The 24,667-nt window shown below is 63.4% G+C and carries 23 protein-coding genes and 1 tRNA gene; 8 read left to right on the forward strand and 16 right to left on the reverse strand.

The window, feature by feature from the left end; translation table 11 throughout:
* The first annotated feature begins 81 nt into the window (after positions 1-81).
* Complete coding sequence (locus M2427_RS04965) at positions 82-513, forward strand: DUF3775 domain-containing protein (RefSeq protein WP_280705071.1); 432 nt, start codon at positions 82-84, stop codon at positions 511-513.
* A 109-nt stretch (positions 514-622) separates the two neighbouring features.
* Here M2427_RS04965 and M2427_RS04970 read toward each other — a convergent pair whose 3' ends face one another.
* The 5 genes from M2427_RS04970 to M2427_RS04990 all read right to left on the reverse strand — a co-directional run bounded on the left by M2427_RS04970 (position 623) and on the right by M2427_RS04990 (position 6,461).
* On the reverse strand, positions 623-1,612 hold the full coding sequence (locus M2427_RS04970) for an NADPH:quinone reductase (protein WP_280705072.1): 990 nt from the start codon (positions 1,610-1,612) through the stop codon (positions 623-625).
* Entirely contained in the window at positions 1,609-2,391 is a 783-nt protein-coding gene (locus tag M2427_RS04975; RefSeq protein WP_280705073.1) for an SDR family oxidoreductase, read from the reverse strand. Before M2427_RS04975 ends, M2427_RS04970 begins: the two co-directional genes overlap by 4 nt.
* Before the next feature lie 126 nt (positions 2,392-2,517).
* On the reverse strand, positions 2,518-3,030 hold the full coding sequence (locus tag M2427_RS04980) for a CvpA family protein (protein ID WP_280705074.1): 513 nt from the start codon (positions 3,028-3,030) through the stop codon (positions 2,518-2,520).
* Between the two features lie 286 nt (positions 3,031-3,316).
* On the reverse strand, positions 3,317-4,915 hold the full coding sequence (locus tag M2427_RS04985) for a choline dehydrogenase (RefSeq protein WP_280705075.1): 1,599 nt from the start codon (positions 4,913-4,915) through the stop codon (positions 3,317-3,319).
* 97 nt (positions 4,916-5,012) lie between these two features.
* Complete coding sequence (locus tag M2427_RS04990) at positions 5,013-6,461, reverse strand: coniferyl aldehyde dehydrogenase (protein WP_280705076.1); 1,449 nt, start codon at positions 6,459-6,461, stop codon at positions 5,013-5,015.
* A 325-nt stretch (positions 6,462-6,786) separates the two neighbouring features.
* Between M2427_RS04990 and M2427_RS04995 the strand changes: the two genes are divergently transcribed.
* Both M2427_RS04995 and M2427_RS05000 read left to right on the forward strand, forming a co-directional pair.
* Positions 6,787-6,863 (forward strand) — tRNA-Met (locus M2427_RS04995).
* Positions 6,864-7,032: 169 nt separating this feature from the next.
* On the forward strand, positions 7,033-8,997 hold the full coding sequence (locus M2427_RS05000) for a PAS domain-containing sensor histidine kinase (protein ID WP_280705077.1): 1,965 nt from the start codon (positions 7,033-7,035) through the stop codon (positions 8,995-8,997).
* Positions 8,998-9,004: 7 nt separating this feature from the next.
* Here M2427_RS05000 and M2427_RS05005 read toward each other — a convergent pair whose 3' ends face one another.
* Genes M2427_RS05005 through M2427_RS05025 form a run of 5 tightly spaced genes read right to left on the reverse strand, consistent with a single transcriptional unit; the run spans position 9,005 to position 12,994 of the window.
* Positions 9,005-9,772 carry an ABC transporter permease gene (locus M2427_RS05005; protein ID WP_280705078.1) on the reverse strand — a complete coding sequence of 256 codons (768 nt, stop codon included), beginning with the start codon at positions 9,770-9,772 and terminating at the stop codon, positions 9,005-9,007.
* Positions 9,769-10,533 (reverse strand): ABC transporter permease subunit, encoded by a 765-nt coding sequence (locus M2427_RS05010; protein ID WP_280705079.1) that lies wholly within the window; start codon positions 10,531-10,533, stop codon positions 9,769-9,771. Before M2427_RS05010 ends, M2427_RS05005 begins: the two co-directional genes overlap by 4 nt.
* Entirely contained in the window at positions 10,530-11,336 is an 807-nt protein-coding gene (locus M2427_RS05015; RefSeq protein ID WP_280705080.1) for an ABC transporter ATP-binding protein, read from the reverse strand. Before M2427_RS05015 ends, M2427_RS05010 begins: the two co-directional genes overlap by 4 nt.
* Positions 11,333-12,037 carry an FCD domain-containing protein gene (locus tag M2427_RS05020; protein WP_280705081.1) on the reverse strand — a complete coding sequence of 235 codons (705 nt, stop codon included), beginning with the start codon at positions 12,035-12,037 and terminating at the stop codon, positions 11,333-11,335. The genes M2427_RS05015 and M2427_RS05020 overlap by 4 nt, the downstream gene beginning before the upstream one ends.
* A 12-nt stretch (positions 12,038-12,049) precedes the next feature.
* Positions 12,050-12,994, reverse strand: a complete 945-nt coding sequence (locus tag M2427_RS05025; protein WP_280705082.1) for an ABC transporter substrate-binding protein — start codon at positions 12,992-12,994, stop codon at positions 12,050-12,052.
* A gap of 87 nt (positions 12,995-13,081) precedes the next feature.
* Between M2427_RS05025 and M2427_RS05030 the strand changes: the two genes are divergently transcribed.
* The 4 genes from M2427_RS05030 (at position 13,082) to M2427_RS05045 (ending at position 16,554) form a co-directional block, all read left to right on the forward strand.
* Positions 13,082-14,071 carry a fumarylacetoacetate hydrolase family protein gene (locus tag M2427_RS05030; protein ID WP_280705083.1) on the forward strand — a complete coding sequence of 330 codons (990 nt, stop codon included), beginning with the start codon at positions 13,082-13,084 and terminating at the stop codon, positions 14,069-14,071.
* A 58-nt stretch (positions 14,072-14,129) separates the two neighbouring features.
* Entirely contained in the window at positions 14,130-14,906 is a 777-nt protein-coding gene (locus tag M2427_RS05035; protein ID WP_280705084.1) for a cyclase family protein, read from the forward strand.
* Between the two features lie 167 nt (positions 14,907-15,073).
* The gene (locus M2427_RS05040) at positions 15,074-15,616 is read left to right on the forward strand and encodes a hypothetical protein (RefSeq protein ID WP_280705085.1); all 543 of its coding nucleotides are present in this window, start codon (positions 15,074-15,076) and stop codon (positions 15,614-15,616) included.
* A 62-nt stretch (positions 15,617-15,678) separates the two neighbouring features.
* On the forward strand, positions 15,679-16,554 hold the full coding sequence (locus M2427_RS05045; protein WP_280705086.1) for a PhzF family phenazine biosynthesis isomerase: 876 nt from the start codon (positions 15,679-15,681) through the stop codon (positions 16,552-16,554).
* 73 nt (positions 16,555-16,627) lie between these two features.
* On the opposite strand, the gene M2427_RS05050 is transcribed toward M2427_RS05045, so the two are convergent.
* Together M2427_RS05050 and M2427_RS05055 are read right to left on the reverse strand one after the other, a co-directional pair.
* The gene (locus tag M2427_RS05050; RefSeq protein WP_280705087.1) at positions 16,628-17,221 is read right to left on the reverse strand and encodes a DUF1349 domain-containing protein; all 594 of its coding nucleotides are present in this window, start codon (positions 17,219-17,221) and stop codon (positions 16,628-16,630) included.
* 118 nt (positions 17,222-17,339) lie between these two features.
* Positions 17,340-17,651, reverse strand: a complete 312-nt coding sequence (locus M2427_RS05055) for a helix-turn-helix domain-containing protein (protein ID WP_280705088.1) — start codon at positions 17,649-17,651, stop codon at positions 17,340-17,342.
* A gap of 95 nt (positions 17,652-17,746) precedes the next feature.
* Here M2427_RS05055 and M2427_RS05060 point away from each other — a divergent pair, with 95 nt between their 5' ends.
* Positions 17,747-18,499, forward strand: coding sequence for a glucose 1-dehydrogenase (locus M2427_RS05060; RefSeq protein ID WP_280705089.1), 753 nt, complete (start codon positions 17,747-17,749; stop codon positions 18,497-18,499).
* A gap of 347 nt (positions 18,500-18,846) precedes the next feature.
* Here the strand turns inward: M2427_RS05060 and M2427_RS05065 are convergent, their stop codons facing one another.
* From M2427_RS05065 to M2427_RS05080, 4 genes are all read right to left on the reverse strand, one after another.
* Positions 18,847-20,343 carry a sugar ABC transporter ATP-binding protein gene (locus M2427_RS05065; RefSeq protein ID WP_280705090.1) on the reverse strand — a complete coding sequence of 499 codons (1,497 nt, stop codon included), beginning with the start codon at positions 20,341-20,343 and terminating at the stop codon, positions 18,847-18,849.
* Positions 20,340-21,437: a hypothetical protein gene (locus M2427_RS05070; protein WP_280705091.1), complete on the reverse strand. Its 1,098-nt coding sequence runs from the start codon at positions 21,435-21,437 to the stop codon at positions 20,340-20,342. The genes M2427_RS05065 and M2427_RS05070 overlap by 4 nt, the downstream gene beginning before the upstream one ends.
* Positions 21,434-23,557: an SMP-30/gluconolactonase/LRE family protein gene (locus M2427_RS05075; protein ID WP_280705092.1), complete on the reverse strand. Its 2,124-nt coding sequence runs from the start codon at positions 23,555-23,557 to the stop codon at positions 21,434-21,436. Before M2427_RS05075 ends, M2427_RS05070 begins: the two co-directional genes overlap by 4 nt.
* A gap of 76 nt (positions 23,558-23,633) precedes the next feature.
* Entirely contained in the window at positions 23,634-24,644 is a 1,011-nt protein-coding gene (locus M2427_RS05080; protein WP_280705093.1) for a sugar ABC transporter substrate-binding protein, read from the reverse strand.
* Positions 24,645-24,667: the final 23 nt, after the last annotated feature.

Below are 24,667 nucleotides of genomic sequence, written 5' to 3' on the forward strand. Positions count from 1 at the left end.
TTTCCGCCGCCAAGCGCAATGGATCATCTGTCGTGATGTTGCGTTATGTGAGGAACCCATCGAGATCGAAAGGGGGAGCCCATGCCAGAGCTTGCGATTTCCGCCGACAAGGTCGCCTTCATCATCGAAAAGGCGCGCGAATTCGACGTCAAGGAAGGGGCATCCGATCCGGATTCCGGCTCCAATCCGTCCGATGACGACGAGATCGACGTGCTGGAAGATACCAATTCCGATCCGGTCGCAGCCGAGCTTGCCGGCTTCATCGGGGCGCTGAACGAGGACGAGCAGCTCGATCTGGTCACGCTGATGTGGCTCGGCCGCGGCGATGGCGACGTGGATGAGTGGGACGATCTGCGCGCCCGCGCCGTCGAGGCGCGCGCCGAATACAAGGCACCCCGGCGCGAGACCGTGAAATATCTGTTGGGTGAGCCGATGCTGGGCGATCTGCTTGCCGACGGCATGGACGAGCTCGGCATCGACTGGAGCGACGAGCGGACGACGCCCGTGGCGTAAAGCGTGTTGGGTCAAATCGATCAGGCGGCAGTCACGGTGCAACCTCTCCCGCTTGCGGGGGAGGGAGTGCACCTTCTGCTTGGCGACAATCGAGCTTGAATTCGTCGTCTTACCGCGCGCAGTCGACGATCACGGTGCCTAGCTTGTCGCCCCTCTCGACGGCGAGGTGCGCTTGCGCCGTGTCCGACAGCGCGAATTGCGCCGCGACATTGTGGATCCGCGGCCCCGCCGCCAGCCACTTTGTGATATCGGCTTGTGCCGCCGCGAGCAATGCCGGTGGCAACGCGAACAGCACCAGCGCGCGCAGCGAAATGCACTTTTCCATCAGTTCACGCATAGGCAAAACAGGCGTGCGGTTGCCGTTGGTGGCGTAGACCGCGATGGTCGAGTTCACAGCCATCAGCTTCAGCGTCGTGGCGATATTGCCGCCGAAATCGACATCGACGACGCGATCGACACCGCGGCCACCGGTGAACGCCATCGCCTTGCCGACGACGTCCTCGTCCCTGTAATTGACCACGAGATCGGCGCCCGCTTGCCGCGCCTGTTCGCCCTTCCTCGCCGAGCTGACGGTGGCGATCACCTGCGCGCCACCCCACTTTGCCAGTTGCACCGCATAGTGCCCGACCGCGCCGGCGCCGCCGGTGACGAGCACGGTCTTGCCGACAACAGGCCCATCCGCAAACAGCGAGCACCACGCCGTCATCGCGGGGATGCCGAGCGTTGCGCCTTCCGCAAAGGAGAGATTGTCCGGCAGCGGCGTCACCAGCTGTTCGGCGAGCGCGATATGTTCAGCAGCCGTACCGAAGGCGCGGCCGTTGCGCTGGCCGTTGAACAGCCAGACGCGGTCGCCAATCTTGAACCGCGTCACGCCGTCGCCGATCTGGTCGACAAAGCCAGCGCCGTCGCTGTTCGGAATGACGCGCGGATAGTCCATCGCGCGATAGGAGCCGCCGCGCCGGCCGACATCGGCCGGGTTGACGCCGGAGGCTTCCAGGCGAATGCGAACTTCGCCGGAGCTAGCGACCGGCGTCGCCATCTCACCATAGGTGAGAACGTCGACAGCCGGTCCTGTTTGCTCGTACCAGACGGCTTTCACAGCGTTCCCGGGAACGCACCGCCGTCGAGCAGGATGTTCTGGCCGGTGATGAAGCCGGCCTTGGCGCCGCACAGGAAGGCACAGGCATAGCCGAACTCGTCGGGATCGCCGAAGCGGCCGGCGGGGTTGAGCTTGGCGCGTTCGGCCAGGATCTGGTCGGGCGTGACGCCACGCTTGTCGGCTTCACCCTTCGCGGTGCTGCGCAGGCGGTCGGTCTCGAACGGGCCCGGCAACAGGCCGTTGATGGTGACGTTGTTGATCACGGTCTTGCGTGACAGGCCGGCGATGAAGCCGGTGAGGCCGGCGCGCGCGCCGTTGGAGAGGCCGAGAATGTCGATCGGGGCCTTCACCGCGGCCGAGGTGATGTTGACGATGCGGCCGAACTTGCGCGCCATCATGCCGTCCACGGTCGACTTGATCAGCTCGATCGGGGTCAGCATGTTGGCGTCGATCGCCTTGATCCAGTCGTCACGGGTCCAGTTGCGGAAATCGCCGGGGGGCGGCCCACCGGCATTGTTGATGAGAATGTCAGGTTCGGGGCAGGCCTTCAGCACGGCTTCGCGGCCGGCCGGCGTCGTGATGTCGCCGACGATCTCGGTGACCTTCACACCAGGATAGGCTTTGCGGATTTCGTCGGCCGTCTTCTTCAGCGCCTCAGCGCCGCGCGCGGTCAGCGTGACGTCGACGCCGGCTTCCGCCAGCGAGAAGGCGCAAGCGCGGCCGAGGCCCTTGCTGGATGCGCAGACGATGGCGCGGCGACCTTTGATCCCAAGATCCACAGTTTCACTCCCGAAAATAGCAGGCTGGTTTTGGACGGGCCGCACTCTAGCCAACCTCGGCCGCCCTGATAAGGGAGGTGCCCGCGTCAAAATGCATGGCGCGCGGCAGTGCGATGCAAATGCGCGCTAGATGCGCCGCTCCTGCTTGAGGCGGTCGATCGCGGCGGCGGCCTCCGGCGGCAGCGATTGGAAGCCCATCTGGCCGACCATCGAGAACAGCGGCCGCAGATGTGAGCCGGCGAGGAAGGGCGGCTGGCGGTTGGCCGGCACGATCTGGTCGAACACCAGCACCAGCGTGGTCGCGACGAGGCAGACCCTGATGGCGCCGAGCGCGGCGCCGCCGAGGCGGTCGCCGATCCCGGCCTCGCGGATGGTGTCGTCCAGCACGAAGCGGCCGATATATCCGAGCAACATGCCGATCACCAGGAAGATGCCGAAGAACCAGATCCAGTTCTGGACCAGCGGCGCATTCGGATTGCCCGTGATCTGCGGCGCGATCATCGGCATCAGCGAAACTGCGATGGGGGCCGCGAGCAGATAGGCAAGAATGGTCATGGCGCTGCGCAGCAGGCCGGTCCTGAAACCGAAGCCGATTGCAATCGCGAGCGCGGCATAGACGGCGAGATCGAAACTGTTCATGAGCGGAACCCTGCCTTGGAACGAATGAACGGCGAACCGGTCATTCGGTTTCGGATCGCTAAAATCGTCTGTATTTTTTGTGGCTCCAGGCTCGGATACTGCGCTCGTTCTATGACTATCCAACGTTAGTAAAGAAAACACCTTGGTTGTCGTCCCGGCGAAGGCCGGGACCCATACGCCGCAGCAGCGGTTTTGCGCAAGATGGTCATTGCCAATCTTCGCCAAACCAGGCTCGGTGGTTATGGGTCCCGGCCTTCGCCGGGACGACGATGTGGAGATAGCGCCGCTAGCTTGCCCGCATCTCTCCCTTGATCATGTCCGCCGCCTTCTCCCCGATCATGATAACAGGTGCATTGGTGTTGCCTCCGATCAGCGTCGGCATGATCGAGGCGTCGACGATGCGCAAGGCTTCCACACCATGAACCTTCAGCTTGGGATCGACCACGGCCATCGCATCGGTGCCCATCTTGCAGGTGCCGATGGGGTGATAGACGGTGTCGACGCGATTGCGCAGGATGTTGCGGATGTCGTCGTCGGTTTTCACGCCTGACGTGAACATGTCCTTCTTCTGCAGCGCGCGCAGCGCGGGCGTCTCCATCAGCCGTCGCGTGGTCTTGAAGCCCGCGACCATCGACTCGAGATCCTCATCCTCACCTAAGAAGTTCGGATCGATCATGGGAGCAGCGAGCGGGTCCGCGCTCTTCAGCCAGACGCTGCCGCGGCTCTTCGGCCTGAGCAGGCAGACATGGCACGAGAAGCCCGCCTCCTTGTGCTTCTTGCGGCCGTGGTCGTCGAGCATCGCGATGACGAAGTGCAGTTGAATGTCCGGCACGTCGAGATCGGGCCGCGTCTTCAGGAAGCCGCCGCACTCGGCGAAATTGGTGGTCATCAGGCCGCGCCTCTCCTTGCGGTATCGCTGGATGGCGCGGAGCAGGGACGGCAACCGACCGAGCGAGGCGTGAACGAAGTGCGGATAGTCGGAGGCGTAGACGAACACGAAGTCCGGGTGGTCCTGCAGATTGCGACCGACGCCCGGCAGATGATGCGTGACGCCGATGCCGTGCTTGCCCAGCGCATCGCCATCGCCGACGCCCGACAGCATCAGCAATTGCGGTGACTGGAAGGCGCCGCCCGCGAGGATCACCTCGCGGCGCGCGCGCATCTGCTTTTTCTGCCTGCCCTGCTCATATTCGATGCCGACCGCGCGTCCGCCTTCGAACAGGATTTTTGTCGCGTGCGCTCCCGTCTCGACGCGCAGATTGGTGCGCTTGTCCAGGTGGGGATTCACATAGGCGCGGGCTGCGCTCCAGCGCTCGCCCTTGTGCTGCGTCACCTGATAGCTGCCGAGGCCTTCGTGGTCTTCTTCATTGAAGTCCTCGCGGATGCGGAACTGCGCCTCGCGCGCGGCCTGGTGGAAGACGTCATGGATCGGATTATCCGAGCGCAGTTTGTTGACATGCAGCGGGCCGCCCTTGCCGTGATACTCGCCGTCGAAATCGGAATTGTTCTCGGACCGTTTGAAATAGGGCAGCACGTCGGCGTACGACCAGCCTTCATTGCCGAGCGAAGCCCAATGGTCGTAATCCCATTTGTGGCCGCGGATGTAGACCATGGCGTTGATCGCCGACGAGCCGCCGAGGCCCTTGCCGCGCGGCTGATAGCCGATACGGCCGTTCAATCCCTTCTGCGGCACCGTATCGAAGGCCCAGTTGGCCGCCTGGTATGGCAGAGCGAGCCCGAACGGCGTGGTGATCCGCCAGCTGTCGTTCCTGCCCCCGGCATCGAGCAGCGCCACCGATGTCGCCGCATCCTCCGACAGCCGCCCTGCCACCGCGCAGCCGCCGGAGCCCGCGCCGACGACGATGAAATCGAATGTATCAGTCACTTGTGTTTCCCCCTTATTGTCATTCCGGGGCGATGCGTAGCATCGAACCCGGGATATCGAGGTTCCGGGTTCGCTTCGCGCCCCGGAACGACCGTCCCTACGACATGAACCGCATCATCTTCTCCAGCCGCGCGATCTTGCCGCCATAGGGCGGATAGAGATCGGCGAGGCGGTTGAATTTCGAGCGATAGAACACCGGCTTCAGCTTGCTGAACGTCTTGAATCCCCATTCGCCGTGATAGGCGCCGGTACCGGAGGCGCCGACGCCGCCCATCGGCTGGTTGGTTTGCGCAAAATGAAACAGGCAGTCATTGATGGTGACGCCGCCCGAGACGGTGCGCGCCAGGACCTCGTCGCACGCCTCACGATCCTTGCCGAACCAATAGAGTGCGAGCGGACGGTCGCGGCGGTTAATGAACGCAATTGCTTCCGCCGGATCGCGAAAGCCCAGCACCGGCAGCACCGGGCCAAAGATCTCCTCCTGCATCGCAGCCATATCTTCGGTTGCGCCAACGATCAGCGTCGGCGGGAATTTGCGGTGGGCCTTCCAGTTGGGATCATCAGCCTCGGCCGGCTGCAGGATCTTGGCCCCGCGCTGCGCGGCATCCGCAACCAGGCTCTCGAGCCGCGCATAGTGGCGATCGGAAATGACCGAGGTGTAATCCTTGTTGGCGGGATCGGTGCCGAACATGCGTCGCATCTGCGCGCGGACCTTTTCGGCGAACGCCTGCAACGAGCCCTCCGGCACCAGCACGTAATCGGGCGCGATGCAGGTCTGCCCGGCATTGAGCAGTTTGCCGTAGGCGATGCGCTCGGCCGCCTCGTCGAGATCGGCTGAGGCATCGATGATAACAGGCGACTTGCCGCCGAGTTCGAGGGTCACCGGCGTGAGATTGCGTCCGGCGGCTTCCGCCACCAATCGCCCGACCCGCGTCGAGCCCGTGAAGACGAGATGATCGAACGGCAAGCTAGCAAAACCCTTTGCGACCTCGTCCTCGACGCCGGTGACGAGCAACTCCGTCGCATCGAACCTCTCGGCGATCGTCTCCTTCAGCAGCGCCGCAAAGTGCGGCACCAGCTCACTTGGTTTGATGATGACACGATTGCCGGCCGCAATGGCGCCGATCGCCGGCGCGAGCGTCAGCTGCAGCGGATAGTTCCAGGGCGCGATGATGCCGACGACGCCGAGCGGCTGCGGAATCAACCGGTTGCGCGCGGGCAGGAATTGCAGCGCCGTCGCCACGCGCTGCGGCGCCATCCAGTTTTTCAGGTGTTTTGTCGCGTGGCGGATCTCGGAGTAAACCAGCATCATCTCGGCGATGGTGGTCTCCACCGCGGAGCGGTGGCCGAAATCGGCCGAGATCGCCTGCCGGAAACGCTCCTCGTTGTCGGCGACCACGGCGCGCAGCCGCGCAAGCCGGTCGAGCCGTCCGGCGCAATCAGGCGCAGGCTCAGCCCGTGAGCGCGCAACCATGGCCTGGAAGCTGCCCGTGAGCGCGGCCAGCGGTGAGGCAGCCGCACGGGGGCGCTGCAAAGTGTTGTCCAAGGAATTGTCCAAGCTGGGTCCTCCCCATCAGGCGTTTCGCCGTCTGTTTTGTTGCCGCAAGCTGGCGGTTTGTGGAACTTCTGGCAAGTATGTGGCAAATCGGCCGGAATCCGCCCTCCGCAGCCTGTCACAAAGTCGAAAAAAACGCGCCCCAGCCCTTTCCAAAGGCAGTCCGGGTTGGTACATACCCCCCCGCACCCGACGGGCTTTTGCCCGGGGTTGCCTTCCAAGGAAGCCTTCGGGACGGGAGAAGCAAGCCACGCGAACAGCGTCGGCCCTCAATCCACCGTCCCCGGCCTTTAAACGAAGGCGCGCAAATGTTTAACGCGGGGTGGAGCAGCCCGGTAGCTCGTCAGGCTCATAACCTGAAGGTCATAGGTTCAAATCCTATCCCCGCAACCAAATTCGGACTTCGCCGGTTCCGATACGAAAATGGCCCGCTTGATGCGGGCCATTTTTGTTTTCGGGTCTTGCGAGTCCTGACGTCACTACGAGCCGTGCAGTAAGCTGCCCGGACCAGCGTCTTGATATACGTCAAGTTGGTGGCTTCCCCTTCGAATTATCAAAACTCATGGTGATGTGGAGCAAGGGAAGCGTTGCCGAGCGGGAGCAGCCATGGCGCTCCGAGCTATTGCGCCTTTTCCTGAATCGCCCGCCGTTGGGCGTCGCCGTGTTTGACAGCGGCATGCACTATCTCGCACTCAATCAGCCGTTCCGCGAGGCTCTCGACCTCGACGACCAGGATCTCATCGGTCGCAGCCACTATGATGTCTTCCCGGAAATTCCGGAGCGTTGGCGAGACATTCATCGCCGCTGTCTCGCCGGAGCGACGGAACGCAGCGAGGCTGACGCGTGGGTCCGTGCGAATGGGAGGGAGGAGTGGTATCGATGGGAAATCCAGCCTTGGTATGAAGCACCGAACGTGGTGGGCGGTATCGTGCTGTTCGCCGAGAATATCTCCGAGCAGAAGCGCGCCGAGATTGCCCTCGCCGAAAGCGAGGCCGCAGCCCGGCGCGGTGCCGAGTTGCTCAACAAGACCATGGACGGCATGGATGACATCGTCGTGGTCGTCGACGGGAAAGAGCGGCTGCTGTTCGTCAACGCCGCGGCGAGAGCCAAGCTCGGCGAGCGCAATTGCAGGGTCGGGTCCGACGATTGGAAGACGGTCGCGAAGTGCTACGCTCCCGACGGCGTTTCACCCGTCGACCTTGGCCGGCGTCCGCTCATCCGCGCCCTGCACGGGGAGGACGTCGACAACGAAGAAATGGTCATGCGCTTCCCCGGTGACGACGGGAGGTGGGTTTCGTTCATCGCCAACGCGCGGCCGCTTCTGGACAGCGCAGGCCGTGTAGGGGGTGCTGTCGTGATCGCCCGAGACCTGACCAACATCAGGGCAACGGAACACAAGCTGCAAGAGCTGCAGAAGATGGAGGCGATCGGACAGCTCACCGGAGGGATCGCGCACGATTTCAACAACATTCTCACGGTGATTACCGGGGCCAGCGAAATGCTGGTCGCGGGCCTGAAAGATCGTTCGTTGCTCGCAATCGCCAAGATGATCGATGATGCGGCAACTCGCGGCGCCGCGCTGACGCAGCAGCTTCTCGCTTTCGCGCGGCGTCAGCCCCTGCGGCCTCGCGAAAGCGACGTCAATGCCTTGATCGCCGACACCATCGGGCTGTTGCGACCGGTGCTTGGCGGGCACGTTCAGATCGAATCGACGCTCGGCGACGACATCTGGTTGGCGCTGGTCGATCCAACGCAATTTTGCACAGCGATGCTCAACCTGGCTCTCAACGCTCGTGACGCCATGCCCGATGGTGGGAGAATTACGTTCACGACCGAGAACATTGTCGTTGACGGATCCGATGCGGAGGCCGCGGACCTGCTGCCCGGGGACTATGTGAAGATTACCATGACTGATACGGGTACCGGCATTCCCGCAGCGTTCCGCAGCAAGGTGTTCGAACCGTTCTTCACCACCAAGCAGCCCGGCAAGGGCACCGGCCTGGGCTTGAGCATGGTCTACGGGTTCATCAAGCAATCGCAAGGACACATCGAGATCGCGAGCTGCGAAGGTCAAGGTACGGCGGTTCGAATCTACCTTCCGCGGAGCACCGAACGCGCCGTCGCGCTCACAGATCACCCGCCGGTGACGGTGGTGGGCGGCATTGAGACGATCCTGGTCGTCGAGGACGACGAACTCGTCCGCAAATCGACCAGCGCTGGGCTGCAAAGTCTCGGCTACAAGGTGCTGCAGGCATGCGACGGCCGAGAGGCTCTCGCTGTTGTTGACGCCGGCAACGAGTTTGCGCTGCTGTTCACCGACGTGCTGATGCCAGGGGGCTTGAACGGTCGTCAGCTCGCCGAGGAGGTGATCAGGCGCCGCCCGTCCGTCAAGGTTCTCTACACATCAGGATATGCAGAGGACGTGCTGGTTCACAATGGACGGCTTGATCCCAAGACCGAATTGTTGGTCAAGCCATATCACAAGGCCGAGCTGGCGCGGGCGGTCCGTGATGCCCTCGACAGCTAACACCGCCCTACCTCGCTGCAGTCTGCCAGGCCAGCAGTCGCTGCTCGACGAGCGACATCGCAATCGACGTCAGATAGCCGGTCGCGCCGAGCAGGATGACGCCGGCGAAGAGGTCGGCGGATCGGAACGCGCGGGCCGAGAGCAGGACCCACTGACCGAGGCCGTCGAGGCCGGCCAGGATTTCGCAGACCACCGAGAGGATCAGCGCGACCGTCAGGCTGAGCCGCATGCCGGCGAGGATGTCGGGCAAGGCCGAAGGTAAAGCGATCTTGGCGATGATTGCGGCGCGCGACATCTGCAGCGAGCGGGCGACCTCGTAGAGCCGCGGCTCTACCGCGGCAAAGCCGTGAATGGTGGCCAGCATGATCGGCCAGATCGCGCCGAAGGCGATGACGAACAGCGCCATGCCTTGCGTCAGCCCGAGCATCGCGATCGCGACCGGGATGATCGCCGAGACCGGCAGCGGCCGCAGGAATTCCAGCGACGGCGCGACATAGGCACGCATCATCCTCGACGATCCGATCAGCGCGCCGAGCGCAATGCCGGCGATCGAGGCGGCGAGCCAGCCATAGGCCATGTGCTCGATCGTGCCGATCAGCTTGCCCGCGAGATCGCCGCTCGAGAAGCCGCGCACCAGGGCGGCCCAGGCCCGGTCGGGGCCCGGCAGGAACACCGGCGAGACCAGTCGCAGATTGGCGACGAGCTGCCACGCCGCGATGAAGCCGGCCGCGACCAGGATGCTTGCGGCACGCCAGAGCATCGCTGCGCGGTTCATGAATTGTCTCCGGCGAGCGCCGCGCGGCCGAACAGGCGGCGCTGGGCTGCGATCAACAGGATGTTCAGCGCGTAGCCGATCACGCCAATCCACACGAGATAGGCCAGCATCAAATCGGCGCGCAGCGCCTGCTGCGCCAGCATGATGCCGGCACCCAGGCCGATCGGATTGATCGCGATCTCGACGGTGACGGCGACGATCAGGGCGATGCCGGCCGACAGGCGGAAGGCGACGAAGATCCGCGGCAGTGCGGCCGGGATCACGATCTCAGTGATCCGCTGCGTCGCGCTCAGCCGCAGCGCGCGCGACACCTCCATCAAGCGCGGCTCGATGCTGCGCACCGCGCTGCGCGTCATGATCAGCATCGGCCAGACGCAGGCGAACGCCACGATCACGATCTCCATCCGGTAGCCGAAGCCGAGCGCGATCAGCGCGATCGGCAGCAGCGCGATCGAGGGAATTGGACGAATTGCTTCGACCGTCACCTCCATCAATCGATCGAGCGGACGCGAGATGCCGAAGGCGATGCCGAGCGACAGGCCTATTGCACTGCCGATCGCCAATCCTGCAAAGGCGGCGAACAGCGTGTCGCGGGTCGCGATGGGAATCGAGAGATCGGCAAGCGCCGCGCCCAGCGCCGCGAGGATCGCGCTCGGCGGTGCCAGGCTGTCGCTCTGCAGATGGGTGAGGCGCGCCCAGGCTTCGAACGCCAGCATCAGCGCCAGTGGCAACAGCAAGGGCCTGGTGCGGTCGAGGCTCAATGTTCGCATCCCTTGATGAAGTCGAACAATTGCCGGCGCAGCCGCAGGAATTCCGGATGCTCGCGGGTGGCGAGCTGGTCGCGCGGGCGCGGCAGGTCGACATTGAGCTCGATCCCGATGCGGCCCGGATGCGGCAACAGGCCGATGACGCGGTCGCCGAGATAGATCGCCTCGTCGAGATCGTGGGTCACGAAGATCACGGTCGTCTGGCTTGCCCGCGTCAGCGACAGCACTTCGTCCTGCAGGCCCTGGCGTGTCATCGCGTCCAGCGCGCCGAACGGCTCGTCCATCAGCAGCGTCGTCGGCTCCTGCGCAAGGGAGCGCGCGATCTGCAGGCGCTGCTGCATGCCGCCGGACATTTCGGTTGGATATTTGTCGGCATGGCCGGGCAGGCCGACCTTGCGCAGCAGCGCCTCGATGCGCGCGCTGCGCTCGCGCGCCGGTACATGCGAGGCTTCCAGCGCCAGCGAGATGTTTCCGGCGGCGGTTCGCCACGGCAACAGCGCCTTACCGTAATCCTGGAACACGATCGCGACCTCGCGGCGCGGCTCGGTGATGGGCTCGCCGTTGAAGGTCACGGCGCCGCTGGTGGGGCGATAGAGGCCCGCGGCGAGCCGCAGCGCCGTGGTCTTGCCGCAGCCGGAGGCGCCGACGATGCAGAGGAATTCGCCGGGCCGCACCTCGAGATCGAGATTCTCGATGATGGTCTTGCCGCCGAGCCGCAGCGTCGCGGCGTTGAACGCGATCAGCGTTTTCTGCTGCCGCGCGGCGCGCGCCTCGTCGAGCCTCGCAACGACGCTCATGATTGCTCCCGGCTTTCTGGCGGATAGACGATATCGATGGTGGAGTGCAGATGCGCCGCCAGCATTTTCTGCGCAGCGGCGAGGTCGCGGGCGAGCACGTGGTCGGCGAGCATCTGGTGACTGCGGATGAATCCCTCGCCGCTGTCGATGGCGCCCATCATCACCCGGCGGTAGCGATAGGCCTGGTCATAGAGGTCGGAATGCGCGGCCAGCATGCGCTGCGAGCCGCAGGCGGCGAGCAGCGCGGTGTGAAAACCCTTGTGCAGCCGGTCGAAATCGGCCGCGCCTTCGCGGAATTCATTGCCGGTGCGCTCGATATGCCGGCGCATCTGATGCAGCGCGCTGACGATGCCGGCCTCCCAGGCGACGTCGCCGTGGAGGATGGCAAGCCTGACCGCCTCGATCTCGACCGCCGTCCGCATGCAGGTGATGTCGGCGAGATCCTCGCGGCTGACCTCGGCAACGCGAAAACCGCGCTGGCCGATGCCGACGATCAGGCCGCGCGACATCAGCCGCGACAGGCCTTCGCGCAAGGGCGTGGCGCCGATGTCGTAGCGCTGCACGAGATCGACGATGCCCAGTCGCGATCCCGGCGCGAGATGTCCGGCGAGAATGTCCTGCTCGATCAGGCTTGCGGCGCGCTCGCTCAAGGTGCCGGCTTCAGTCGGCGGGCGTTCGAGAGTGCGCTCGGGAGCAGGCATCGCTGATGTCCTTTAATTCAGCACGAGTTTCGATGTGTCGAGCTTCGATTGCAGCATCTTCTGCGACGACATCACCTCGATCCACCAGCTGAGATTCTCAGGCTTGAGGTTCGGCTCGGACTGGTTCGGCGGCGTCGCCTTGACGAGCTCGAGCGGCTGCTTGGTGAATTTGGCGATCGCCGCGGAGGCCTTCTCGCGATCGCCGTTGACGACAACAGCGGCCTCCGCGATGGCCTCGCGGAATTTTGTCACGGTCGCCGCGTTTTTCTCCGCCCAGTCGCGGGACGCGGCGTAGAAGATGATCGGATCGGTGCGGCCGAGCTCGGCGCCGTAGCGCGCGCCGACCGAGCCGAGCCCCGCATTGGTCATGCGCGTGACGAACGGCTCGGCAGTAAGCACGGCATCGACACCGCCCGACTTGATGATGTCGGCCATGGTCGGGAAGGTGACCTCGACGAAGTTGACGCTCTTGGGATCGACGCCTTTTTCCACCAACCATTTCACGAACAAGACATGGAGAAAGGCGTTGAGGCCGGGCGCGCCGACCTTCTTGCCGACGAAATCCTTGGGCTCCTTGATGGTGAGGCCGTTGCGGACGAAGGCGGCGATCGCGGTGTTTGAGGTCGGGTTCATGACCGAAGCGCCGGCGATCGCGACGAGGTCAAGACCGCCGTCGACGGCCTGGAGGAAGACGGTTGAGGTGGGGCCGCCGATTTGAATCGAGTTCGACAGGATCGCCGCCGGAATGTTGGAGTTGATCGCGATCGGCGTCATCTCGACGTCCAGCCCGTGCTTTTTGAAGATGCCTTCGTCGACCGCGACCATCGCCGAGGCGCAATCGGAGGTCGCGGTGCAGCCGATCTGGATTTTCGCCTGCGCCAGCGCTGATGCCGTCGAGACAATGGACATCCCGAGCACGAGACCCGCCAATATCGCAATTACCTGCGTCTGCCTCACCGCGCTCTCCCGATTTGTATTTTTCTGTCTTGTTTATCGATATTTTATCTGATCATATATTCCAAACGATAGCAAGGGGTGCCCAAGGTGAAGCTCGCAACATTCAGATCGGCCGGTCAGGAGAAGATCGGCGCCGTCCACGCCAACGACATCAAGGTGTTCGATCTCGCCGCCGCCGCCGTGCGGGACGGCGCCGCCGAACCGGCCTTCGCCTCGATGCTGGCACTGATCGATGCCGGGCCGCGCGCGCTCGATCGGGCGCGAGCCATCTTCGACAAGCACGGCAAGGACGCGACGCTGTCGGCTGACGTCAGTGCCGTCGACATCCTCGCGCCAGTGCCGGAGCCGAGGCAAATGCGCGACGGCATGTCGTTTCCGCTGCACATCCTGCAAGCGCCGCGCGGGCAGCAAAAGCTCGCCGCGCGCGCCAGGGGCGACATGGCGGAATTGGCGCGCATCGATGCCGAGCCGCTCGGCGAGCTGCCCGAGGTCTATCGCAAGCAGCCGATCTTCTACATCACCAACCGCTTCAGCGTCCGCGGCACCAACACCACGGTGAAATGGCCGCGCTACAGCAAGGTGATGGATTACGAGCTCGAGTTCGGGATCATCACCAAAAACAGAGGCGCCAATATCTCCGCCGCGAAGGCCAAAGATCACATCTTCGGCTACACCATCTTCAACGATTTCTCCGCGCGCGATGCCCAGCGCATCGAGATGGAGGGACGGCTCGGCCCGGCCAAGGGCAAGAGTTTCGACGGCGGCAACGTGATGGGTCCCTGGATCGTGACGCCGGATGAGATCGGCGATCCCTATCGTCTGAAGATGGAAGCGCGCGTCAACGGCGAGACCCGTTCGAAAGGCATGAGCGAGGGCATGCTGTTCTCCTTCGAGGAGATCATCGCCCACGTCACCCAGGACGAGACGCTGATGCCCGGCGAATTCATCGGCTCCGGCACGGTCGGCAATGGCTGCGGCCTCGAGCTCGGATGGTATCTCGAGCACGGCGATACGATCGAGCTCGAGGTCGAGAACATCGGTATCTTGAAGAACCGCGTCGAGCGGCAAGAAGCCTGAAGCGGCATCTGAAGCGACGCTGACGGCCGCCAACGATAACAATCAACGAGGAAGCGCCATGACGACCAGGCTGATCGATATCTCCGTCCCGCTGCAGAACGACGTGCCGGCCGACCCGCCCGGCAATCATCCGACCATCCAGTACATCAATCACCAGCAGGGCCTGCCGCGCATGCTGCAGTTCTTCGACGGGCTGAAGGCCGAGGATCTGCCTGACGGGCAGGGCTGGGCGGTGGAACAGGTCACCCTCTCCACCCACAACGGCACGCATCTCGACGCGCCCTGGCATTTTCACCCGACCATGAATCGCGGCGAGCGGTCCTGGACCATCGACGAGGTGCCGCTGGAATGGTGCTTTCAGTCAGGCGTAAAGCTCGACTTCCGCCATTTGCCCGACGGCTATGTCGCAACGGCCAAGGACGTCGAGGCCGAGCTCAAGCGCATCGGCCATGAGCTGAAGCCGCTCGAGATCGTCGTGGTCAACACCAGCGCCGGCGCGAAGTATGGCCGGCAGGACTACGTCACCTCCGGCTGCGGCATGGGCTATGAAGCAACCATGTACCTGCTCGAGCGCGGTGTGCGCCTGACCGGCATCGACGGCTGGAGCTGGGACGCGCCGTTCGTTCACACCGCGAAGAAATACGCCGAGACCAAGGACGCCAGCCTGATCTGGGAAGGCCACAAGGCGGGCCGCCATATCGGCTATTGCCATCTCGAGAAGCTGCACAATCTCGAGCAGCTGCCGTCAACCGGCTTCAAGGTGTCATGCTTCCCCGTGAAGATCGAGCGCGCCTCGGCGGGATGGACACGGGCGGTTGCGATTTTGGAGAGTTAGCAGCAACCAAGCTTGGTGCTGCGATCCAGCAAATCAAGGGCCGCTCCCTGGGCGGCCTTTGATTTTTTTGACATGGCGACCGGCGCGCGGTCGGCCAAATCAGCTACCTGTAGTCGTAGCGATGCTGTATGAGCTTGAAATGCCAGCGGTCGGGGTAGGAATAAAGTATGCTCGATTTTCAGCGGGACGGACCTTTCTGGACGACCGAAGCGCAACTCCCCAGTTGGGCGGGCTATCAAACGCGCAATGGCCCCTATGGCTCGATCAGTTCGCACAGTCCGTCCGACGGCCTGGTAAAAATTTACGCGCCGGACCGCAACGAATCCCCACCGACCGAGCAAGACCGTGCCAGCGTACAGTGGTTGCTCGATCATGAAGCCGCGGTGGCATCGGCCGTTCTGGAAGGTCTTCTGGCTGAGTATCCCAGGCTTCAACGACTTTATGATTATGAGCAGGCGGACCGGGAAGCGTTGATGCCCGACGTATCGTCGAGCGAGGATTTTCGCCAATTGATCGGGCTTCAGAATGTGCATGTCCTCCAGGTGCTGAAGGACGGCATTCCATATGTCGGGTATGAATTTGGCTGCACGTGGGATGAAGAGCACGGTCTCGGCGTCCTCTTGCACGGAACGCGCGTTGTCGAAGTTGGCGACGCGCAGACGTCCTTTACGCTGTGGATCGCCAGGCGGGACGGTGGTGTGGAGACGTAAAGGCTTGTCGCGGGCTGGAGCAGCCCGGTAGAGCTCGCAGGATCCATGAAGTGAGCTATCCGATGACCGAAGTCGAGCTTGTCAACGTATTCACTCACATGGGACGGGGCGGCAATCCCTGTCCAATTGTCATAGATGCATCCAGCCTTCAGGCTGAGGGGATGCAGTCGGTGGCCGAGCGATTTGGGCATGAGTCGGGCTTCGTTCTGCCGTCGCCAGGGCTAGATTCCGACTACGTTTTCCGGTTCTGGGTTCCGCGACATGAGATGGAGATGTGCGGTCACGCGACGATCGGCGCGCTCTGGGTTCTCGCTACCAAAGGACGCTTGGCCGGCGAACAGGTCCGCATCGAGACGCGCAGTGGATCTGTGACCGGCTACGTCGATCGTGCGGGCTCGGGTGATCCGTCCGTCGAGATCAGTCAGCCTGTCGGTAAGGTCGTTGATCTCTCGCGCGCCGACGAGGAAGACGTTCTCTCGACACTTAAGCTATCGCGCCGCGACCTGCTCGACCTGCCCATTCAGAACGCCGTCACGTCACGCGTAAAAACGCTGATCCCGATGAAGGGAGTCCGTGAACTCAATGCGCTGGTGCCGGATCCGTCGCCAATCGAGGCGTGCTGTGGCAGGATCGGATCGACCGGCCTTTACCCTTACGCCATCGACCATCAAGCCGAACGACGTTTCGAGGCGCGGCAGTTTCCGAAATCGTCGGGCTATCCGGAAGATGCGGCCACCGGTATTGCCGCTGCGGCCCTTGCGTTCGGACTGCTCAAGAACGAACTTGTCGAGCGCAATAGCAAGCAGATCACGATCATGCAGGGCCGCGCGATGGGCGCGTTGTCCGAGATACAGGTGCGCCTCGGCTTCGCTGACAGCCGTCCCGTGGGCTGCCTGTTGGGCGGCTCTGTCACGCGCGCGGAGCAGCATGTCTTGTAGCTTTGGCCGCGCGCGCAGAGAAGGTGCTTGACTTGTGCCTTCAACGCGCGAGGCGATTGCCGTCCGCCTCTAGCTAGCTGAGATCGTGCAAATCCTTGCCGAGCGGTGGCTTCAGGGAAAATTCCGTGAACCTCACCGGCAGTCCCTCGCGTTCGGGCGTGCAAGCCATCGGCCCGACGCGGTACGATTGCGCTTTGGTGAAAGGCGCCAATCGAACGAGTGGCCAGATCTTGCCATCAGCCGACGTCTGCAATCGAACAACGCCGTCTGCGACGGTGACGCGCATCCGGAAATCGCTTGCATCGTGCTCATAGGGAGCTGTTGCCCAATCCGACTGCCCATTGGTCAGAACGCTCGACAGCATGGCACGTCCGTCCGAAAACTCGATTCCGGCCTTGATCCAGTGCTCCGCGTCGATGCGCACCATGATGCCGGCTTGATCGTAGAGATCTTGAAAATTGCACTGGACGCGCAGCTCGGCCGTGAATGCTTCCGCAGTCCGAAAACCCAGAAAGTGGCCGCTGTCGCGGCAGAACCCATAGTGCGTCTTTTGCCAGAAATCGGTGGCCTTGTCGGTGACGAGCTCGAGGCTGTCGCCCTGGGTAGTCCATCGTTTCGGCTCATTCAGCCAGACACCATCCTGCCTGGCGAAGACGGCAACGTTCATGTCAAACCTCGCGGCAAATGGCCGATCGTACCCAGCGTCGATCTGGCACAGCAAATGAGCAGCAAACGGAGAGCCAGGTGCGCGATTTGACGCACTTGGCTCTCGGGGATGAATGCCCTCAGTCGGGAAAGCTCAGGATCAGTTTCAAAAGCTTCGGAAATCGCGCATTGATGTCCTCTTCGCGCAGGACATTGCGGTGCTGGACGCCTTGCTTCGACGTCCGGATCAGGCCGGCCTCCCGCAGAATCCGAAAATGGTTCGACAGGGTCGATTTCGCCATGTCGGGGCAGGGCGCCGCCTCGGTGCACGACATGCAGGCGTTCTGCGCGACCAGGCTCTTGACGATACGCAGCCGCATGGGATCCGCGAGGGCTCCGAGCACTCCAGCCAGCGTAATCTCATCCCGCGACGGGTGAACGAACTGCACCATGCCCAAAATATAGCATGCCCCTTGAACTCATTCAATAGTTCACTAGTATTGAACTATTGAATATCGGCATTCCGCCGAACAGTGGAAGACATGCGATGACCAAGAGACTCGAAGGTAAAGTTGCGCTGGTGACCGGCGCATCCAAAGGCATTGGTGCCGAAATCGCCGCCCGGCTTGCATCCGAGGGCGCAGCGGTTGCCGTCAATTACAGCTCCAGCAAGCAGGCCGCCGACCGCGTGGTCGCCGCCATCGTCGCCAAGGGCGGCAAAGCCGTTGCGGTCCATGGCAATCTGGCCGATGCTAGGGACGTGAAAAACGTCGTCGCGGAGACCGTGAAGGCGCTCGGCGCGATCGACATCCTCGTCAACAACGCGGGCGTCTACGAGTTCGCCCCGCTCGAGGCCATCACGCCCGAGCACTTCCACAAGCATTTCGACCTCAATGTGCTTGGCCTGCTGTTGGTCTCGGGTGAGGCGGCGAAGCACTTCAACGGCAAAGGCGGAAGCATCATCAACATCTCCTCCGGCGTCTCGACCATCGCACCGGCGAACACTGCCGTTTACACCGCGACCAAAGCCTCGGTGGATGCCATCTCCGCCGTGCTGGCGAAGGAGCTCGCGCCGCGCAAGATTCGCGTCAACGCCGTCAATCCAGGCATGATCGCCACCGAAGGCGTGGTGTCGGCCGGCCTGCACGAGGGCGACATGCGCAAGTGGATCGAATCCACCACCCCGCTCGGCCGCATCGGCAACGTCGAGGAGATCGCCGCCGCGGTGGCCTTCTTCGCATCGGACGATGCGTCCTACGTCACCGGCGAGACGCTTCACGTCACCGGCGGCCTTCGCTAGCGAGCGCGACGTCGCCGACGGCGAGGTCCGGACTTCACGGCTTCGGACGAGACAATGGCCCGCATCACGCGGGCCATTTTTGTTCTACCCCTCGACCTTGGCATGATCGAAGACATGATCGAACACATGGGTCGGCCGCCGCGCTGAACGGGATGCTCGCCGGGAGCGATCGGCCGACCTGACGGGCGAAGTCGCGTCCGCCGCTCCTTTGCCCGACGGGTCGAACAAGTCTTGGAGGCCCTGCAAAGACTTAGCTACTGTGCATGGGGTTGTTTTCGCCTCAGTCGGTAAATTGAAGCAGCGCCTGATCGAGGCGCTGCAAGAAGGGGCACAAGCTGTAGACGCGGTCAGTGGATCGCCGCGTACATGATCTTTTCCTCCGTCGCCTCCAGCGCGGAGAATTCCTCGACGACCTTGCCCTGGCGTGAGACCAGGATGCGGTCCGACAGCGCCATGATCTCCGGCAGATAGGACGAGATCACCACGACGGCCTTGCCCTCGTCGGCGAGCCGGTTGATGAGCTCGTGGATCTCGACGATGGCGCCGACGTCGACGCCGCGGGTCGGTTCGTCGAAAATGATCAAGTCGGGTTCCTGCACCAGCGACTTGGCGATCACGACCTTCTGCTGATTGCCGCCTGACAGCTCGACCACCTTGCCATCGTTGCTGATGGCGCGAACCTTCAGCCGCTCGATCCAGGTCTTGCCGACCGCATCGGTCTCCCGCCGCGACAGCATCATGCGGCCCCGCGGAAACTTCGACAGCAGACCGAGATAGATATTGCGCGCGATCGAGGCCGTCTCGAAGAAGCCCTCGACCTTGCGGTCCTCGGTGACATAGGCGATGCCGGCCTTCACCGCGGGCGCCGGCACGCGGTAGCGCACCGGCTGGTCGTGCAGCAGGATCTCGCCGCCATGAAAGAAGTCACGCTTGAGCACACCGGCGACGATCTTGAAGGTCTCGGTGCGGCCCGCACCGACGAGGCCGAACACGCCGGTGATCTGGCCTGCGAATACCGACAGCGAATTGTTCTTCACCATCGGCGCCATCTTTAAATTTTGCACCGTGAGTACCCGCGTGCCGGCTGGTCGCACAGTGCTCTTGCGCGCGCCATAGAGCGTGTTGGAGAGGTCGCGCCCGACCATGGCCTGCACGATCGCGGCGCGATCGAACCTGGCGACATCATCGGTCACGACATGCTTGCCGTCGCGCAGCACCGTGATGCGGTCGGCCAGTAGCAGAGCCTCTTCCAGGGCATGCGAGATGAACACGATGGAGACGCCGCGCTTCTTCAGGTCGCGGACAAGGTCGAAGAAGTATTTCTTCTCCTCCGGCGTCAGCGACGCCGTCGGCTCGTCGAAGATGATGACCTTGGCGCGGTGCAGGACCGCGCGTGCGATCTCCACCATCTGCTTCTTGGCCGCGCCAAGGCCGCTGACGGTCGCGGTCGGCGTGACGTCGAAATTGAGCGATTGCAGGAATTGCTGTGCGGCGATGTAGATGCCGCGCAATCGGTTGTAGAACTTCTCCTGCCCGAGAAACAGGTTTTGCGCGACCGTCATCGTCGGTACCAGGCTGTTTTCCTGGAAGACCATGGCGATGCCGAGGTTGCGCGCCTCCAGAGGCGTCTTCGGCGTAACGTCCGCGCCGTCGACCGTCATGGTCCCCGAGGTCAGCGTCACCACGCCCGCCATCACCTTGGTGAGGGTGGACTTGCCGGCCCCGTTCTCGCCGACCAGTGCGTGGATCTCGCCGCGGCGGAGGTCGAAGTCCACTCCGTCGATCGCGGGCACACCCGCATAGAGCTTTGTCGCCTTGCGCAGCGAGAGTGCGATGTCGCTCATGTCCGAAACTCCTCGGCAAGGCCGGCAAGCGGCAGTCGCAGGACACGGCCCGGCCCCTTGGCAATCAGGATGAGATCGCCGCCCAGCTCGCCAGCTGCGACGACGCCATGGTTGATGCCGTCGACCCGGCTGTGCAGCGAATAGAGCGGCTGGCCGTCGGCATCGAGACGGATGACGAGGCCATAGGAACGCGGCGGCGCCCACGGCTTGATGACGCCCATGGTCTTGATGTGCGCGCCCTGCATCGGCTCCTTGAACGAGCGCCCGGAGCGCAGGCGCGGTGCCACCCAATAGGCCGGATCGATCTCGGCCATCATGCGACGCCGATAGCCGGGCTCGCGTAACACGAACTCGACCAACTGGGTTCGTGCAGTGAAAGCGGTGAGCCAGTAGCCACCGCCGGAAGCCTTCGACAGCCGCGATGGATAGACGGGGAGATGCGCAAGCACGACCTTTGGCGACGCGCCGGGCGCGACGAGAACGAGACGATGGCGCCAGCTCTCGCTGACCAGCACGGCGCTGCCATGGGCGCAGGCGCCGAAGGCATAGCCGAGCCCCTGGGCCAAGCGCGTCACGGTCTTGGCGCTGGGATCGAGTTTGAACACGCGGCCGGTGCGATTCAGCTCGAGCAAGTCGCGCGCCCAATCGTCGACGCCTGACGTCGCTGAGCCATCCGTTGCGATGAGCGTATCGTCGCCCGCCAGTGCGAGTGCGTTGACGGCGTTGAACGCTACGTCAGTGAATGTCATGCTCGGCTGCTCCGCCGAGGGGCTCGCGTAAACACGCACCTCGCGTCCCCCCAGCGCGACGGCAAGGCCGCCGCCGGGAAGGGCACAGAGCGCTGATATCGGCCGCTCGAAGCTGCGCACCTGCGATGCCGTGGCGCCGTTCAGGCACATCAGCCGTGGGCCGTCCGCGATAAAGAGGTTGCTTCCATCGGTCGCGAGGTCTTCCGGCGCCTCGCATGTCAATAAGGTCTCGGCCGATTCCAGCTTCTGGTTGGGCTTCAATGCGCCGTCGAAGGACGGCACGGTGATGGTGGCCTCGCCGCGTCCGAGAAAGCGGTTGGCGAAGTCCCTGACGGCAGCGATCACGACTGCTTCCCCCACCGCTTGTCATATTGGACGAAGTTCGGATCGGCCTTGTCGAGCTTGTAGCGGCCGATCCGGTTGTTGAGGATGCCGCCGAGATAGAGATAGCCGCGATGCTCGCGCATCGAGGTGATCATCGGATGGTTCTCGCCGTGCAGGTCCCAGAACGATTCGACGATCTTGCCCTGCTCGTTGAACTTGACCACACAGCCCGTGTTGATGTTGGGGAATAGCCATTCATCGACCGGCACGCGCTTGGCCATGCGGCGGCGGAAGCCCGGCATCTTCCAGGCGAGGTCGAGCGAGGGGCTGCGCATGCCGACCAGCGCCAGCCAGTAATTGCCGTCGGAAGCGAGATTGATGTTGTCGGGGTAGCCTGGGAGATTATCCATCACCACTTCGACCGCGCCCTTCTTCGGTCCCGCGAACCAGTAGCGCTTGATCGAGCAGCCAAATGTTTCGGCGAACAGGATCGATTGGCCGTCACTGGCCACGCAGATGCCGTTGGGGAATTTGAGGCCGCGCAGTTCGGTGCGCGTCGTGCCGGTCTTGGTGTCGTAGGAGATGATGCGGCCGTTGCCGCGCGCTTCCAGTCCGTCGATTGGCCATTCGTCCATCTCGTAGCGGACCGTCGCTTCCGAGAAGAAGATCAGGCCGTCGTCGGTGATGTCGAGGTCGTCTGCGAGGCGCAGGCGGCTGTCGTCGTTGACCGAACGCATGCTGCGGTTGGTTTCGTCGGTCGCCTTTTCCACCGTGCCGTCAGGCTTGACGCGATAGAGCCCCATGCCGCCGATGCAGACATAGAGATTGTCCTCGCGATCGAAGGCCATGCCGAGCGGCTGGCCGCCGATATGGGCGAACACTTCCATCTTCTGGTAGTCGGGCGCGAGGAAGCGCATGATGTCGCCATGGCGCGAGCCGGCATAGAGATTGTCATGACGATCGAGGATGACGTCTTCCGGCGCCTCGATGCGGCCAAGGCCGATCGCCTCGACGTCGCGCAGCTTGTCGTTCTGCTCGAATGGGCCGCCCTGTCCGATTTCGGTGGGCGGCGGTGGCGGCAGCTCGTGATAGGTCGGCGCGACATAAACCTTGCTGATGATGCGGGTCCGGTTCTTCTGCCAGCGGATATCGACCATGGCGGCGACGAGCAGGATGCCGGCGAGCGCCATGCGGTTGACGCCGCCGCGCGCGTTCATGGTGGTGAGACCGTTGGTGATCAGGAGCACGATCAGTACACCCACCGCCGATTTGGCGACCGAGCCTTTGCCGCCGCCGAGCGTGATGCCGCCGAGCACGGTCGCGGTCAGTACGATCACTTCCAATCCGACGCCGATGTCGCCGCCGACAGTGCCGAGCCGCGAGGCGAAGAACAGCGCGGCAATGCTGGTCAGCACGCCGCTCGCGACGTAGCACAGCGCAATCGTGCGCCGGACGGGAATGCCCGAATTGTACGCTGATCGACGCGAGCCGCCGATGGCGGTGATGTGCCAGCCCGGGCGCAGTCGCGTCATGAAGACATGCCCGAAGATGGCGATGACGATATAGGCGAGCGCCACGGTCGGAATGCCCAGGACAGAGCCCGCGCCGATGAAATCCCATGACGGGATATCGGGGAAGGCCGAGGCGATCGCGTTGGAGTAACGCTGGATCAGGAGATCGTAGGCCGAGCGGTAGATGATCAGCGTGATCAGCGTGGTGATGAAGGCGCGCAGCCGCAGATATCCGACCAGGATGCCGTTGACGGCGCCGAGCATCGCGCCACAAAGCAGCGTGGCGACCACGACCGCCGGAACCGGCCAGCCCGCAACGTCAAGCAGATAGAGGGCGCAAAAATCCGTCAGCGCGAAGATCGATCCGACTGACAGATCGATGCCGCCGACGATGACCACCAGCGCGAGCCCGAGCGCGATGAAGCCGATCTCTCCGGCCTGGCGCGCTGTGTCGGCGAGGCTCGCCGGCGACAGGAAATTGTCGATGGAGCGGCTGAACGCGATGCCGACGATCAGGAGAAGGATGACGGGGATGGCTGTCTCGGTCCATCGCTTGGACAGGATCTCACCGAGCAGATGATCGGGCCAGTAGCGGTAACGCAGGCTTGTGATTGTGTCGCGCATCGGCATTCCAGCTGGGCATGGATACTATTGAGAGCGAGGCCCCCGGGACTTTGTCCCCCGGGGACCACGAGCGTCGGCGCGATTATTTTTTGAGGTCGCTGAGATTCCAGCACGTCGTCTGGCTGTCAGCGTTCTCCTTGGTGATCGGAACCAGCGTGGTGTATTCCGAACCCTTGATGGAGCCAGGCTTGGCACCCGAGGACAGCAGCCACTTGATCGTACCGGCCATTTGCGTAGCCTGGGTCGGCACGTCGTAGCTCATGTTGAGATCGAACGCGCCTGACTTCACCAGCTCGCAGGCACCCTTGCGTTCGCCGCCGCCCGATGTCGCGAGGAACACCTTGCCGGTAAGGCCAGCTTCCTTCACGGCAGCAGCCGTGCCGATGTCCATGCCGTCCCAGAAGCCGACGATGCCGCAGAGATCGGGATTCTGCTTCAGCACCGTCTGCGTGATCGCCTTGGCCTTGGCAGCATCCCAATCGGCGGCCTGGCTCGACACCACCTTGATCTCAGGATGCTTGGCAAGCACGTTCTCGACGCCCTTGAGCGTGTAGGCGCTCGCGGCGGCAGACAGCGCGCCCTGGATGATGGCGATCTTGTTCGACTTGCCCTCGCAGGCCTTGACCACGCCTTCGGTCTGGCGCTCGCCGATCTCGACCCAGTTGGCGCCGACGAAGGCGGAGCTGCGATAGGCCGAGCCCATGTTGATCTGGATGACGTAGATGCCTTCGTTCTCGGCGCGCTGCAGCAGTTTTGCGTAGGTCTGCACGTCGGGATTATGGACCACCATCACCGCCGGCTTTTCCGAGATCAGCGAGGTCACAGCCTGCGCGCCGGCATTGGTGTTCCAGTTGGCGTCGCGGATCACGAACTTGACGCCGTATGGCTCGAGCTCCTTCTTGAGGCCCGCATACCAGCCCTCGGTGAGGTCGAAATTCATCGCCACCGGCACGTAGGCGACAGTCTTGCCGGCGAGGGCTTCCTTGAACGGTTTCTGGAACGGCTCGTCCAGGCCCTGCTGGGCCAGAGCCGGTCCGGTCAGTGCGGCGAGCGTCAGTGCGGCGAGGGTTGCTTTTGTCGGGTTGGTCTTCATTGCTTCCTCCTTGGTTGTCGTTG

Origin of the sequence: Bradyrhizobium sp. BR13661, assembly GCF_029892425.1 — a bacterium.
Lineage (GTDB): Bacteria > Pseudomonadota > Alphaproteobacteria > Rhizobiales > Xanthobacteraceae > Bradyrhizobium.